Origin of the sequence: uncultured Anaerotruncus sp., assembly GCF_902490045.1 — a bacterium.
Taxonomy (GTDB): domain Bacteria; phylum Bacillota; class Clostridia; order Oscillospirales; family Ruminococcaceae; genus Anaerotruncus.
The window spans coordinates 1-13,271 of the sequence record NZ_CABUCJ010000070.1 but is presented as its reverse complement, the minus strand read 5'-3'; the positions used below and the strand labels follow the sequence as shown (position 1 = coordinate 13,271).

Here is a 13,271-nt window from a genome sequence, read left to right as displayed (position 1 = left end):
GGGCCCGCGGCCCATGCGGTCCCGCCGCCCGGCCCCGTGTCCGCTCAGCGCCCCTTTATTCCGGTCGGCCGTGCACCGCCCGGAGGATCTGCGCAAGCGCGTGGGAGGAGGCGAGGTAGCGGATGAACTCCCGCTCCCCATAGTCAAAGCCCCTGCCGAGGCGCAGCTCAACAACGTCGTTCAGCCACTCGCTGCTGATCCCGACATAGACGAGCCCGACCGGCTTTTCGTCGGTGCCGCCGTCCGGCCCCGCGACGCCGGTGGTCGAAACGCCGATGTCCGCGCCCGAGAGGCGGCGGACGCCGTCGGCCATCTCCCGCGCGGTCTGCGGGGAGACGGCGCCGTACCGCGCGAGCGTCGAGCCCTGCACGCCGAGCAGACGCTCCTTGGCCCCGTTCGCGTAGGTGACCGCGCCGCAGCCGAACACCTCCGAGCTGCCCGGCACGTCGGTCAGCCGCTTGGCGATGTAGCCGCCCGTGCAGCTCTCCGCGGCGGCGGCCGTGAGTCCCGCGCGCTTGAGGGCGCGCACGGCGGCGGTCTGGAGGTTGTCGACGTCCACGCCGTAGATATACTGCGGATACCGTTCTTTGAGGCGGGCGATGACCGGCTCCATCAGGCGCTCCGCCGCCTCCTCCGTTTTGGCGGCGGCGGTGACGCGCAGCATCACCTCGCCGTCCTTCGCGTAGGGGGCGAGGGTGGGGTTTTTCATCGCCTGCATCTCGCTGCGCAGCTGGCTTTCCAGCGTGCTCTCGCCGATGCCGAAGAAGTAGACGCAGTGGGAGCGCAGCACGCGGTCGGCGCGCTTCGCCAGATAGGGGAGCACCTGCCGCCGGAACATGGGGGTCATCTCGCGGGGCGGACCGGGCAGCATGACCGCCGTCCTGCCCCTGCCCTCGATGATCGCGCCCGGCGCGGTGCCGTTATGGTTTTCCAGCACCATGCAGCCGCGCGGCATCATCGCCTGCTTGAGGTTCGATTGGCACATCGGGCGCTTCATGCCGCTGAAATACGCCTCGATGGCGCGCGCCGACGGCTCGTGCATCTCGAGCGGCAGGCCGAACCATTCGGCGATCGTCTCCTTGCTGAGGTCGTCGTAGGTGGGGCCGAGGCCGCCCGTCGTGATCACGATGCCGCTGCGCGCGAACGCCTCGTCGAGCGCCTCGCGCAGGCGTTCGGGGTTGTCGCCGACCGCCGTGTGACGGTAGACGTTGATCCCCAGCTCCGCCAGCCCCCGGGAGAGCTCCTGGGAGTTGGTGTTGACGATGTTGCCAAGCAGGATTTCCGTCCCGATACAGAGGATTTCCGCCGATTCTGACATGCTTCTGTCTCCCATCGAATGAATTTTCACAGGGCTATTATATCACATCCGCGGAGGAATTTGCATCGGCTTTTCGGGAAAGCGCGTCCCAACCCCCTCTTTTTGGTGCGCGGGCCGGGAAAAAAGCCGCATCCCCTTTACTCATGCGGGTTCGTTATGATATAATAAATCGGTTTATGATGAAGGAGCGTTATAAGGAATGGCACAATACAGTGATTTCAATCTTTCGGAAGAGACGTTGAAGGCGGTGGAGCGGATGGGCTTCACCGAGATGACCGAGATCCAGGAGAAGGCGATCCCGGTCATGATGGAGGGCAGGGAGATCATCGCCAAGGCCCCCACCGGCACGGGCAAGACCTGCGCCTTCGGCATCCCGATCATGGAAAAGATCGACCCCGAAAAGCCCGCGGTGCAGGCGATCGTCCTCTGCCCGACCCGCGAGCTCTCCACCCAGATCGTGGAGGAGCTGCGCCAGCTCGCCTATTTCCGGCCCGAAGTCAAGGTGGTGGCCGTCTACGGCGGCCAGCCGATCGATAAGCAGATCGGCGCCCTCAAGCGGGGGGCGCAGATCGTCGTCGCCACGCCGGGGCGGATGCTCGACCACATGCACCGCCGCACGATCAACCTTTCGCAGGTGCAGATCGCGGTGCTCGACGAGGCGGACGAGATGCTCGACATGGGCTTCTACCGGGACGTCTGCAAAATCCTCGACCGCCTGCCCAAGGGGCGCCAGATGGTGATGTTCTCCGCCACCATCTCCCGCGAGGTCATGGACATCGGCTGGCTCTACCAGCGGGACAACGTCGAACTGACCGTCGAGCCGGTGCAGGACAGCCAGCCGAAAATCCGCCAGTACATGCTTGAAACGGTGGGCCGCCAGAAGATGGCCGACCTCTGCTACATCCTCAAGGAACACGACTACCACCGGGTCATGGTTTTCTGCAACACCAAGTACACGACCACCAGCATCAGCAACCTGCTGCGGGAGCGCGGCTTCAACGCCGACTGCCTCAACGGGGACATGCGCCAGTCGGAGCGCAACAAGATCATGGCCGACTTCCGCGCGGGCAAGATTGAAATCCTGGTCGCCACCGACGTGGCCGCGCGCGGCATCGACGTCGAGGACGTCGACGCGGTGGTCAACTATGAAATCCCGCTCGAAAACGAATACTACACCCACCGCATCGGGCGCACCGGCCGCGCGAAGAAGGAGGGCGCCTCCTACATCTTCTACAGCCAGGACGACCTCAAGCGGCTGCGCAACATCATCCGCTACACCCGCTCGCAGGTGACCGAGCTCGAATTCGACGAAAACGGCGACCTGGTCGAAAAGGGCGTCTTCCAGGCGTAAGGCGAAAAGAACCCGCCCGGCGTTCCCCTCGGGACGCCGGGCGGGTTTTCTTTTTTCCCGCGCTCCCGCTAGGCGTCCACGCCCGCCCCGCGCAGCGCTCGACGCAGCGCGCCGACCTCCCCGCCGTAGACGAACCCCGCCATGCCGGCGTCCTGCGCGGCGGCGATGTTGGCGGGCATGTCGTCGATGAAGAAGCACTCCTCCGCCGAAAGGCCGTACCGCGTGAGCAGCGTTTCATAGATTTCGGGGTTCGGCTTCACCTGCCGCACGAAGGCGGAGACCACCTCCCCGTCGAAGCAGTCATGGCAGGGGATCGCCTCCCGGTAGGCGGCAAACCGCGTGCTCGCGTTGGAGAGCAGGTAGACGCGGTAGCCCCTGCCCTTCAGCTCCCGCGCGAGCGCGTTCATCTCGGGGATGGGCGGGAAATGCAGGTGCCACTCCCAAAATAGGCGCGCCGTCCCCGGCCGCAGCCGTTCGGGCAGGTCCCGGAGCACGCGGGCGATCGCCTCGTCCTCCTCCATCGCGCCCGCGTCGAGCGCGGGCCACTCCGCCCCGCCGAAAAGCCGCGCGCCCGCCGCGCGGCAGTCCTCCGCATCGGGAAAGAACTCCCGCGGGAAGGAATCCGGGTCCCAGCGCATCAGGACGTTTCCCATGTCAAAGACGATGTTCCTGATCATATTCCTCTCCCTTACAGCGTCACCCAGCGGATTTCGTTCCCGTTTTCCTCCACCACCCGCAGGATGTCCGCGAGGGACAGCCACACGGTCGCCGTGTTGTCGTTCGGGTGCACGCCGAGGCGCGGGAATTTTTCGAGCCCCCGGTCGAAGACGACCTCCACCGCCGCGTCCGCGTCGTTGAGGACTCCGAGCGGCGTGACCTCCCCCTGCCTGAGGCCGAGGTGTTTTTCCAGCCGCTCGGCCGACGCGAAACTCAGCTTGGAGCTTTCGAGCTGTTCGGCGAGCGCGCGCAGGTCGGCGCGCGTCTCCCCCGGCACGACCACGAGGAAGTGCCGTTTCCCCTTCGCGTCCCGCAGGAAGAGGTTTTTGCAGACCTCCCCCTTTGCCGTGATGCCGAGCGAATCCATCTCGTCGATCGTAAAGACCGCCGGATGCTCGGTGACCTCACAGGTTATGCCCAGCTCCTCCAGCCGGGCGAACACCTTTTCACGCTCCGTCATATCGATTCCTCCTTTAAAGCTGCCCTTTTTATGGAACGGCTTCCCCGCCTTGTGGGCCAAACGCGGGAAAGCCGCACCGCGCGGGGATCCGCGGCGGAAAAATTCCGCCGACCCCTTGACGAACGTCGAAAGAATGGGTATAATAGCATCTACAAAATGTTTTTATAAAAATTGTGAAAGACGCTGAAAAGAAGAGTAGGCCGCGAAAGCTTCCACAGAGAGCCCCGTCAGGTGAAAGGGGGCGTGGCGGAAGCGGCTGAAGATGGTCTTGGAGTCTCGCGGGCGAAAGCTTTTAGTTCGCGACGGGTTCACCCGTTACAGTGACAGGCGGTCGGTATCGAGCCGGACGCCGGTGAGGCTTCCGCCGTAAGGCGGCGGCGAATCAAGGTGGTACCGCGAAAGCACGCGCTTTCGCCCTTGGACGGGATGTCCATGCGGCGGAGGCTTTTTTTATTGCCCCGCAGCCAAAATCGTCCCGGGACGGCAAAGCGCCGGCCCGGCTGCGCGGGCGGTCATTTTTCCTCCCGCTCCCTGAGCAGGTCGCGGATCTCGGTCAGCAGGACCACATCCGCCGGCGGCGCGGGCGGGGCCTTGGGCGTCTCCTCCTTCTTTCGGCGGAATTTGCCGAGAAGCCGGATCATCACAAAGACGGTGAAGGAAAAGATCAAAAAGTTGATGATCTGGTTTAAGAAGCTGCCGTAGCGGATGGCCACCTCCGGGATGTCCCCCGCGGCGGGCACGAGCACGATGCGCAGGTCGGAAAAGTTCACGCCGCCGATCAGCCAGCCCACGAACGGCATGATGACCTCCTGCACCAGCGAGTTGACGATCGCGGTGAAGGCGGTGCCGACGACGATGCCGACGGCCATGTCCGCGACGTTGCCGCGCGCGATGAACGCTTTGAAATCCTTCCAGAAACCCTGTTTTTCTTCTTTCATAAACACACATCCTTTATCGGTTCCATATTGGGCGTTCCCCCTCAGAAAAGTGTAATCGGAATTCCCGCGGATGTCAATCAGTTTCGCCGGGCGGCGCTACAGTACAGGAGGGTTCTTTGTGATCCAGATCAGCCATCTCACCAAAATCTTCAACGACAAGTCGGGCGAGGTCGTCGCGCTGCACGACGTCAACCTCGAGATCGGCCGGGGCGACATCTTCGGCATCATCGGCATGAGCGGCGCGGGCAAATCCACCCTGCTTCGCTGTCTCTCGACCCTCGAAAAGCCCACCTCGGGCAAAATCACCCTCGACGGGATCGACCTCGCCGCCCTCTCGGGCAGGCAGCTCATCGACACCCGCCGCAAGATGGGGGTCGTCTTCCAGGGCTACAACCTGCTCATGCAGCGCACCGTGCGCCAGAACGTGGCCTTCCCGCTTGCGCTCGAGCGCGCCGACAGGGATAAAATCAACGCGCGCGTCGACGAGCTGCTCGAGCTGGTGGGCCTCTCGGAAAAGGCGGAAAGCTACCCCTCCCAGCTCTCGGGCGGGCAGAAGCAGCGGGTGGCGATCGCCCGCGCGCTGGCCACCAGCCCCGAGGTGCTGCTCTGCGACGAGCCGACCTCCGCGCTCGACTCTCTGACCACCAAGAACATTCTCGAGCTGCTGCACAACATCAACCGGAAGCTCAACGTCACGATCGTCATCATCACCCACGAGATCGCGGTGGTCAAGGCGATCTGCAACAAGGTCGCGGTCATCGACACCGCCGAGTTCGTCGAGTGGGGCGACACCGCCGAGATCTTCAAGAACCCCAAAAGCGACATGACCAGGCTCCTGCTGGGATATGAGGTGATGAAAAAATGATCGAGCTGCTACAAAAATATGGCCCCATGCTGTGGGAAAACACCTACGTCACCCTGCTGATGGTGGCGGCGGCCACCCTTTTCGCCTACGTCCTCGGCCTGCCGATGGGGGTGCTCCTCAAGGTCACCGACCGCGGCGGCATCATGGAAAACCGCGCCTTCAACTCCGCGTTCGGCTGGGTGGTCAACATCCTTCGCTCCCTCCCCTTCGTCATCCTCATGGTCGCCGTCATCCCCTTCACCCGCCTGATCGTCGGCAAGGCGATCGGCCCGGCGGCGGCCTGCGTGCCGCTCATCATCGCGGCGGCGCCCTTTGTGGCGCGCCTCGTCGAAAGCTCGCTCTCCGAGATCGACGGCGGCGTCATCGAGGCCGCCAAGTGCATGGGCGCCACAAACTGGCAGATCATCACCCGCGTCATGATCCCCGAGGCGGTCCCCTCCCTCATCCGGGGGCTTTCGATCACCACCATCACGCTGATCGGCTATTCCGCCATGGCGGGCGCGGTCGGCGGCGGCGGACTCGGCGACGTGGCGCTCCGCTACGGCTACCACCGCTACCAGGCGGACGTCATGCTCATCACGATCGTCCTGCTCGTTATCATCGTCTGCATCATCCAGATCGTCTTCGACCACGTGGCCAGCCGCGTGGATAAGCGCAACCGGTAACTTCGCCGTTATCGACCGGGACGCGGCCGCTCCCGGTATGATATAGATTCCATCTTGCTGATTGAAAAGGAGAAATGAATATGAACAAGATTTCCAGGCTGCTCGCGCTCGTTCTGGCGCTTGCGCTCGCCCTCTCGCTCGCCGCGTGCGGCGGCGAACCCGCTCCCGCCGAGGCCCCTTCGTCCGAAGCTCCCGCCGAGGCCGCGCCCTCCGGGGAAGCCGCCGAGCCCGCCGCCGAACTGGCCGTCCTCAAGGTAGGCGCTTCCCCGGCGCCTCACGCCGAAATCCTCGAGCAGGTGAAGCCGGTCCTCGCCGAACAAGGCGTCGACCTTCAGATCGTCGAGTTCACCGACTACGTCATGCCCAACAAGGCGCTTGACGCGGGCGACATCGACGCGAACTATTTCCAGCACTTCCCCTACCTCGACAACTTCAACGCCGAAAACGGCACCGATCTCGTCTCCGCCGCGGCGATCCACTTTGAGCCGCTCGGCGTCTATCCCGGCAAGACCACGTCCCTCGACGCGCTGGCCGACGGCGCGACGATCGCCGTCCCGAACGACCCGACCAACGAGGCGCGCGCGCTGCTGCTGCTCCAGAAGCTCGGCTACATCAAGCTGACCGACGGCGCGGGACTGGAAGCCACCCCGCTCGACATCGTTGAAAACACCAAAAACCTCAAGTTTCAGGAGCTCGAGGCCGCCCAGCTCCCCAACGTGCTGCCTGACGTCGACCTCGCGGTCATCAACGGCAACTACGCGGTGGGCGCGGGAATCGAAGGCACCGTGCTGACCACCGAGGACAAGGATTCCGAGGCCGCCCAGGAGTTCGCGAACATCATCGCGGTCCGCAGCGGCGACGAGTCCCGCGACGACATCCAGAAGCTGGTCGCCGCCCTTGAGAGCGACGCGGTCGCCGCCTTCATCAACGAGAAGTACAGCGGTACCGTCATCCCCGTGTTCTGAACAAACCCGGCATAATAAGGAGCCGCCCCATGGGGCGGCTCCTTTTCTTTCCGCTTTCCTGACAAAGAACGTTTGGTTCGGTCCTCCGCGGATTCTCCCCGCGGCCCCGTCTCACGGGAGGCGCCCGCGCCGATGGGCGGCGTTTGCCTGCGTGAAAAGTTTTTCACCGCTTTCTCAAAAGCGGCAGGAAAGCGCGCCGCAAACTTTGCGGCGCGCTTTTGTCAGCCCTTGTCCTTGGGCTTGAAGATCAGCGCGACGATGAGCGAGAAGAAGAGCGCGGCGGTGATGCCGGCGGCGGCCGAGGTGAGGCCGCCGGTCAGCACGCCGAGCAGCCCATCGGTTTGGATGGCCTCCCGGACGCCCTTGGCGAGCAGGCTGCCGAATCCGAGCAGCGGCACCGAAGCGCCCGCGCCCGCGAATTCGACCAGCTTGGGATAGAGCCCGACGCCGCCGAGCACCACGCCCGCGACCACGTATCCGGTGAGGATGCGCGCGGGGGTCAGCTTGGTGTAGTCGATGAAGACCTGGCCGACGGCGCAGATGACGCCTCCCAACAGAAACGCCTTGAGCAGGGTCATGAACAGTTCCATTACACGCGCCCTCCCGTCTTTTTGGAGGAGAGGTAGACGAGGTGCGCGATCGACGCGATGCTCTCCCCCTGCTGCACGACGGTGGGGCTCATGAGCGCGCCCGTCGCGACGAACAGAATGTCATTCAAGGTCCCCTTGCGGATGAGCGGCAGGATGTGCCCGCACATGACCGACGCGCTGCATCCGCAGCCGCTCGCGCCCGCGTGCACGTCCTGCTTTTCGAGGTCGTAGAGCATCAGGCCGCAGTCGGTGTGGTGATGCTCAAGGTCGTAGCCGTCCTTGCGCGTCAGTTCGCGCAGCAAGTCGGTGCCCACCTTGCCGAGGTCCCCCGTGATGATCAGGTCGTAGTTGGAGGGGTTGGTCCCCGTGTCCTCGAAGAAATGCTTGAGGGTCATGGCGGCGGCGGGAGCCATGGCCGCGCCCATGTTGTTCGCGTCGGTGATGCCCAGGTCCTCGATCGTACCGATCGTCACGGCCCGGACGAACGGCCCGACCTCGCCTTTTTCCAGGATGGCCGCGCCGGCGGCGGTCGCCGTCCACTGGGCGGTGGGGGTGCGCTGGCCGCCGTATTCGAGCGGCAGGCGGAACTGGCGCTCCGCCGAGCAGAAGTGGGACGAGGTGCAGGCGACCGCCCGTGTGATCGCGCCCGCCTCGAGGAAGACGGAGGAGACGGCGAGGCTTTCGGCCATCGTCGAGCAGGCGCCGAACAGACCGATGAAGGGCATGCCCAGCGCGCGGATGCCGTAGGTGGAGCCGACGCACTGGTTGAGCAGGTCTCCCGCGAAGATGCAGTCGATATCCGCCGGGGAGAGCCGCGCCTTTTCAAGCGCCTTGTTGACCGCCGTCTCCTGCATGCGGCTCTCCGCCTTTTCCCACGTCTTCTCCCCGAAATAGCTGTCCTCGTTGATCACGTCGAACGCCTGCGCGAGCGGACCCTCGGCCTCCTTCTTGGAGCCGACGGCCGCCGACTCGCGCACGCCCGGCGGGTCGTCGAAGACCACCGTGTATTTTCCCTTGCGTTTAGCCATGTGACACCCTCCTAATATAACCCGAACAGGTAGATGATCAGGCCGTAGACGACGCTTGCCGCGGTGCCGTAGACGATGACCGGGCCGGCGATGATGAACATCTTGGCGCCCAGCCCCAGCACGAGGCCCTCGCTTTTGAATTCGAGCGCCGGGGAGGCGACCGAGTTCGCAAAGCCGGTGATCGGCACGAGGGTGCCCGCGCCGGCGTATTTGGCGATATTGTCGTAAACGCCGAAGCCGGAGAGCAGCACCGCCAGGAACACCAGCGTCACCGACGCGGCGGTCGAGGCGGTCTCCTGCTCCAGCCCCGCGGATTGGTAAAGTTCGATGCAGACCTGCCCCAGCGTGCAGATGAGTCCGCCGATTAAAAACGCCAGGAGGCAGTTTTTGGGAAAGGGCGACGCGGGGGAGGCCTTTTTCGCCATTCTGCCGTATTCTTCGGGCGTCATTTTCATGAAAAAATCCCTCATTTCACAAAGAATCTCGCAGTTAGCTTTTGCACCAAACAAAATTTTATGCGGCAATTGCATTTCCGTGCGAAATTTGCTATACTAACCAGTGGCCTGACAGATACCTTTTTCTGGAAAATATTAGGATGGGGGCTTTTTAATGCCAGCTAGAGTGGTTGTCGGCGTCCAGTGGGGCGACGAAGGCAAGGGAAAAATCATCGATATTCTCGCCTCGCGCGCCGATGTCGTGGTGCGTTCACAGGGGGGCAACAACGCCGGGCACACGGTGGAGAACGGCGGCGAGGTCTATAAGCTGCAGCTCATCCCCTCGGGCATCCTCTATCCGGATACCCTCTGCTTGCTGGGCAGCGGCGTGGTCATCAACCCCAAGGGCATCCTCGGGGAGATCGACGGTCTGGAGGCGCGCGGCGTCTCCTGCAAAAACCTGCGCATCGACCCGCGCGCCCACGTCATCATGCCCTGGCACCTGCTGATCGACGGGCTCGGCGAAAAGATGCGCGGCAATGCGATGATCGGCACCACCAACAAGGGCATCGGCCCCTGCTACATGGACAAGGCGGAGCGTTCGGGGCTGCGGATCTACGACCTCGTGCACCCGGAGGTGTTCGCGGAAAAAGCGCGGCTCGCGGGTGAAATCAAAAACCGCCTGCTCACCGACTTCTACCACGCCGAGCCGCTCGATCTCGACGCCGTCATCGCGGAATACACCGCCTACGGCGACCGGCTGCGTCAGTATGTCGCGGACGTGTCGGTGCTCGCCTACAACGCGGTCAGGGAAAAGAAAGAGGTGCTCTTTGAGGGCGCGCAGGGCACCCTGCTCGACATCGATTTCGGCACCTATCCCTTCGTCACCAGCTCCCATCCCGTCTCGGGGGGCGTCTGCGTCGGCAGCGGCGTCGGACCCACCCTCATCGACGAGGTGGTCGGCGCGGCCAAGGCGTACACCACCCGCGTGGGCGCGGGCCCCTTCCCCACCGAGCTGCTCGACGCGACGGGGGACGAGCTGCGCAACCGCGGGCATGAGTTCGGCACCGTCACCGGACGGCCCCGGCGCTGTGGCTGGTTCGACGCGGTCATCATGCGCCACTCGGTCCGCGTCAACGGCCTGACCGCGCTGGCCATCAACAAGATCGACACCCTCTCGGGCATGGGGCCGCTCAAGGTCTGCACCGCCTACAAAAAGGCGGACGGCTCCGTCATCCGCGATTTCCCGCCCACGATCGACGAGCTCGCCGAGTGCCTGCCCGTCTATGAGGAGCTCGAGGGCTTCGACGGCGACCTGTCCGGCTGCCGCTCCTTCGACGAGCTTCCCGCCTCCTGCAAGCGCTACATCGCCGAGCTCGAGCGCCTGTGCGAATGTCCCATCAAGATGGTGGGCGTCGGCCCCGCCCGCTCGCAGAACCTCGAGAGAACGTGAAACAAAAAAGCCGCCTGGCAGGCGGCTTTTTTTACCGCTTTTGAAAAAGCGGCGCAAAACTTCTGACGCAGACGATACGCCGCCCGCCAGCACAGTCGCCTCTCGTGAGGCGTAGTCACGGGACGCGGCCGCGGGGAGTATCCGCGGCGGGCCTGAACCAAAAGTTCTTTGCCCGCTTTCTTTCAAGAAAGCGGAAAGAAAAAGGCCGCCCTTGCGGGCGGCCTTTTCTTTTCCGTTTCTCTCAGACGCCCCAGATTTCCCGCGCGTATTCGCGGATGGTGCGGTCGGAGGAGAACTTCCCGGCGTTGGCGGTGTTGATGAGGCATTTGCGGGCAAAGGAGGCGCGGTCGCGGTAGGCGCGGTTGACGCGCAGCTTTGCGTCGCAGTAGCTCTCGAAGTCGAGCAGCAGGTAATACTGGTCGGGGCGGTGCCAGCTCGCGCCGGTCATGAGCGAGTCGTAGAGCTCGCGGAACATGCCGGTGCCGCCGTCCGAGAAGGTGCCGTCCACGAGGGTGTCCACCACCCGCCTGACGCGGGGATTGTCGCGGCAGACCGCCTTCGGGTCGTAGGAGGATGCGGCGGAGGCGATTTCGTCGACGGTCGCGCCGAAGATGAAGTTGTTTTCCGCGCCCGCCTGCTCGACGATCTCGATGTTCGCGCCGTCGAGGGTGCCGAGGGTGACGGCGCCGTTCAGCATGAACTTCATGTTGCTGGTGCCGCTCGCCTCGGTGCCGGCGGTGGAAATCTGCTCGGAGACGTCGGCGGCGGGGATGAGCTTTTCGGCGTAGGAGACGTCGTAGTTCTGGACAAAGACCACCTGCATGCGGCCCTTCATGTCCGGGTCGCCGTTGACGAGCTTTGCGATCTCGTTGAGATACTTGATGATCCCCTTGGCGCGGTAGTAGCCGGGCGCGGCCTTCGCGCCGAAGAGGAAGACGGTCGGATAAAAGTCGCGCAGCCGCCCCTCCTTGAGGGCAAAATAGATGTCCAGGATGGAGAAGGCGTTGAGGAGCTGCCGCTTATACTCGTGCAGCCGCTTGACCTGGATGTCGAAGAGGAAATCCGGGTCCAGCTCCACCCCCTCGCGCGCCTTCACATAGGCGGCGAGCTGGCATTTTTTCTCCCGCTTGATCGCGAGGAACCGCTCGCGGGCGCTCTCGTCGTCCGCGCAGGGCTCGAGCCTTTTGAGCTCGTCGAGCTCGGTGATCCAGCCGTCCCCGATCCGCTCGGTGATGAACCGGGACAGCTCCGGGTTGCAGAGTGCGAGCCATCGCCGCTGGGTGATGCCGTTCGTCTTGTTGTTGAACCGCTCGGGCCAGACGGCGTACCACTCCCGGAGCGCCGTCTCCTTCAGAATTTCGGTGTGGATGCGCGCGACGCCGTTGGTCGAATGGGAGGCGAAGATCGCCATGCGCGCCATGTGGATGCGCCCGTCGTCGACGAGGTAGTAGGGGATCTGGTCCGCGCCGTTGATCCCCCTGTTGTGGAGGGCCTGCTTGAGGCCGTTTTGCAGCATGACGACATAGGGGTAGACCTCGGGGATGACCGAGAGGAAGAGCCCCACGTCCCATTTTTCGAGCGCCTCGGCCATGATCGTGTGGTTGGTGTAGGCAAAGACCCTCTGCGCGATGGAGAACGCCTCGTCGTAGCAGAGGCCGTGCTCCTCCATCAGCAGGCGGAGCAGCTCGGGAATCGAGACGGTGGGGTGGGTGTCGTTGAGCTGGACGGCGTATTCGTCCGCGAAGGCGGAGAAATCCTCCCCGTGCCGCCCGGTATACTCCCGCAGGACGCTCTGGAGCGACGCGGAGGAAAAGAAATACTGCTGTTTTAAGCGCAGGCGCCTGCCCGCGTCGGTGTCGTCGTTGGGGTAGAGCAGGTAGGAGATCTCCTCGGCGCGGTTTTTTTCGGCGACCGCGCGGTCGTACTCCTGGCGGTTGAAGAGGTCGAAATCAAAGGCCGAGAGGGGCTCCGACTGCCAGAGGCGCAGGGTGTTGACCGTCCTGCCGCCGTAGCCGATCACCGGCATGTCGTAGGGCACGGCGCGCACCGTCTGGCCGGCGAAGCGCACCTCGACCGCGTCCTCCTCCCGGCGCACGCTCCACGGGTCGCCGAAGCGCAGCCAGTCGTCTGCGCGCTCCCGCTGGAAGCCGTCCTCGAAGTACTGGCGGAAGAGCCCGTAGCGGTAGCGGATGCCGTAGCCGTCAAGCGGGATGTCATGGGTGGCCGCCGAGTCGAGGAAGCAGGCGGCCAGCCTGCCGAGGCCGCCGTTGCCGAGCGCGTCGTCCTCGATCTGCTCGAAGTCGGCCACGCTCCTGCCGTGCGCGCGCAGATACCCGTCCGTCCGCTCGAGCAGGCCGAGGTTCATGAGGTTGCTGTTCACCAGCCTCCCCATCAAAAATTCCGCGGAAAAGTAGCAGGCGCGCTTTTTCCCCGCGGGCTTTTTCCAGCTGCCGCGCAGGGAGTCCATCGCCGCCCGCGACACCGCCG

At 64.2% G+C, this 13,271-nt stretch carries 13 protein-coding genes and 1 other annotated feature; of the genes, 5 read left to right on the top strand and 8 right to left on the bottom strand.

Translation table 11 applies throughout. The features are described 5' to 3' along the window. Positions 1–55 precede the first annotated feature (55 nt). Positions 56–1,318 carry a competence/damage-inducible protein A gene (locus RDM88_RS08480; RefSeq protein ID WP_308754427.1) on the bottom strand — a complete coding sequence of 421 codons (1,263 nt, stop codon included), beginning with the start codon at positions 1,316–1,318 and terminating at the stop codon, positions 56–58. 199 nt (positions 1,319–1,517) lie between these two features. Between RDM88_RS08480 and RDM88_RS08475 the strand changes: the two genes are divergently transcribed. Then, positions 1,518–2,669 (top strand): DEAD/DEAH box helicase, encoded by a 1,152-nt coding sequence (locus RDM88_RS08475; RefSeq protein ID WP_308754426.1) that lies wholly within the window; start codon positions 1,518–1,520, stop codon positions 2,667–2,669. Between the two features lie 68 nt (positions 2,670–2,737). Here RDM88_RS08475 and RDM88_RS08470 read toward each other — a convergent pair whose 3' ends face one another. From RDM88_RS08470 to mscL, 3 genes are all read right to left on the bottom strand, one after another. Next, on the bottom strand, positions 2,738–3,346 hold the full coding sequence (locus tag RDM88_RS08470) for an HAD family phosphatase (RefSeq protein WP_308754425.1): 609 nt from the start codon (positions 3,344–3,346) through the stop codon (positions 2,738–2,740). Between the two features lie 11 nt (positions 3,347–3,357). Continuing rightward, entirely contained in the window at positions 3,358–3,846 is a 489-nt protein-coding gene (locus tag RDM88_RS08465; RefSeq protein WP_308754424.1) for a prolyl-tRNA synthetase associated domain-containing protein, read from the bottom strand. 174 nt (positions 3,847–4,020) lie between these two features. Further along, positions 4,021–4,268, top strand: a binding site (T-box leader). Between the two features lie 90 nt (positions 4,269–4,358). Then, positions 4,359–4,784: a large-conductance mechanosensitive channel protein MscL gene (mscL, locus tag RDM88_RS08460; RefSeq protein WP_308754423.1), complete on the bottom strand. Its 426-nt coding sequence runs from the start codon at positions 4,782–4,784 to the stop codon at positions 4,359–4,361. Positions 4,785–4,902: 118 nt separating this feature from the next. On the opposite strand from mscL, the gene RDM88_RS08455 reads away from it, so the two are divergent. From RDM88_RS08455 to RDM88_RS08445, 3 genes are all read left to right on the top strand, one after another. After that, complete coding sequence (locus RDM88_RS08455) at positions 4,903–5,649, top strand: ATP-binding cassette domain-containing protein (RefSeq protein ID WP_308754422.1); 747 nt, start codon at positions 4,903–4,905, stop codon at positions 5,647–5,649. After that, positions 5,646–6,314 carry a methionine ABC transporter permease gene (locus tag RDM88_RS08450; protein WP_308754421.1) on the top strand — a complete coding sequence of 223 codons (669 nt, stop codon included), beginning with the start codon at positions 5,646–5,648 and terminating at the stop codon, positions 6,312–6,314. Before RDM88_RS08455 ends, RDM88_RS08450 begins: the two co-directional genes overlap by 4 nt. 80 nt (positions 6,315–6,394) lie before the next feature. Beyond that, on the top strand, positions 6,395–7,279 hold the full coding sequence (locus tag RDM88_RS08445; RefSeq protein ID WP_308754420.1) for a MetQ/NlpA family ABC transporter substrate-binding protein: 885 nt from the start codon (positions 6,395–6,397) through the stop codon (positions 7,277–7,279). A gap of 221 nt (positions 7,280–7,500) precedes the next feature. Here the strand turns inward: RDM88_RS08445 and spoVAE are convergent, their stop codons facing one another. The 3 genes from spoVAE to spoVAC are packed head-to-tail and all read right to left on the bottom strand — an operon-like array spanning position 7,501 to position 9,352. Continuing rightward, positions 7,501–7,857, bottom strand: coding sequence for a stage V sporulation protein AE (spoVAE, locus tag RDM88_RS08440; RefSeq protein WP_374045436.1), 357 nt, complete (start codon positions 7,855–7,857; stop codon positions 7,501–7,503). 11 nt (positions 7,858–7,868) lie between these two features. Continuing rightward, the gene (gene spoVAD, locus RDM88_RS08435) at positions 7,869–8,897 is read right to left on the bottom strand and encodes a stage V sporulation protein AD (RefSeq protein ID WP_308754418.1); all 1,029 of its coding nucleotides are present in this window, start codon (positions 8,895–8,897) and stop codon (positions 7,869–7,871) included. 11 nt (positions 8,898–8,908) lie between these two features. Further along, positions 8,909–9,352, bottom strand: a complete 444-nt coding sequence (gene spoVAC / locus RDM88_RS08430) for a stage V sporulation protein AC (protein WP_308754417.1) — start codon at positions 9,350–9,352, stop codon at positions 8,909–8,911. 154 nt (positions 9,353–9,506) lie between these two features. Between spoVAC and RDM88_RS08425 the strand changes: the two genes are divergently transcribed. Then, positions 9,507–10,784 (top strand): adenylosuccinate synthase, encoded by a 1,278-nt coding sequence (locus tag RDM88_RS08425; protein WP_308754416.1) that lies wholly within the window; start codon positions 9,507–9,509, stop codon positions 10,782–10,784. Between the two features lie 241 nt (positions 10,785–11,025). Here RDM88_RS08425 and RDM88_RS08420 read toward each other — a convergent pair. After that, positions 11,026–13,271 (bottom strand): glycogen/starch/alpha-glucan phosphorylase (locus RDM88_RS08420; RefSeq protein WP_308754415.1); only part of this gene is annotated, 2,246 nt, incomplete at its 5' end.

Excerpts from the sequence above, each read along its gene's own strand:
- RDM88_RS08480 (WP_308754427.1), bottom strand. The coding sequence starts at position 1,318 with ATGTCAGAATCGGCGGAAATCCTCTGTATCGGGACGGAAATCCTGCTT.
- RDM88_RS08475 (WP_308754426.1), top strand. The coding sequence starts at position 1,518 with ATGGCACAATACAGTGATTTCAATCTTTCGGAAGAGACGTTGAAGGCG.
- RDM88_RS08470 (WP_308754425.1), bottom strand. The coding sequence starts at position 3,346 with ATGATCAGGAACATCGTCTTTGACATGGGAAACGTCCTGATGCGCTGG.
- RDM88_RS08465 (WP_308754424.1), bottom strand. The coding sequence starts at position 3,846 with ATGACGGAGCGTGAAAAGGTGTTCGCCCGGCTGGAGGAGCTGGGCATA.
- mscL (WP_308754423.1), bottom strand. The coding sequence starts at position 4,784 with ATGAAAGAAGAAAAACAGGGTTTCTGGAAGGATTTCAAAGCGTTCATC.
- RDM88_RS08450 (WP_308754421.1), top strand. The coding sequence starts at position 5,646 with ATGATCGAGCTGCTACAAAAATATGGCCCCATGCTGTGGGAAAACACC.
- RDM88_RS08445 (WP_308754420.1), top strand. The coding sequence starts at position 6,395 with ATGAACAAGATTTCCAGGCTGCTCGCGCTCGTTCTGGCGCTTGCGCTC.
- spoVAE (WP_374045436.1), bottom strand. The coding sequence starts at position 7,857 with ATGACCCTGCTCAAGGCGTTTCTGTTGGGAGGCGTCATCTGCGCCGTC.
- spoVAD (WP_308754418.1), bottom strand. The coding sequence starts at position 8,897 with ATGGCTAAACGCAAGGGAAAATACACGGTGGTCTTCGACGACCCGCCG.
- spoVAC (WP_308754417.1), bottom strand. The coding sequence starts at position 9,352 with ATGAAAATGACGCCCGAAGAATACGGCAGAATGGCGAAAAAGGCCTCC.
- RDM88_RS08425 (WP_308754416.1), top strand. The coding sequence starts at position 9,507 with ATGCCAGCTAGAGTGGTTGTCGGCGTCCAGTGGGGCGACGAAGGCAAG.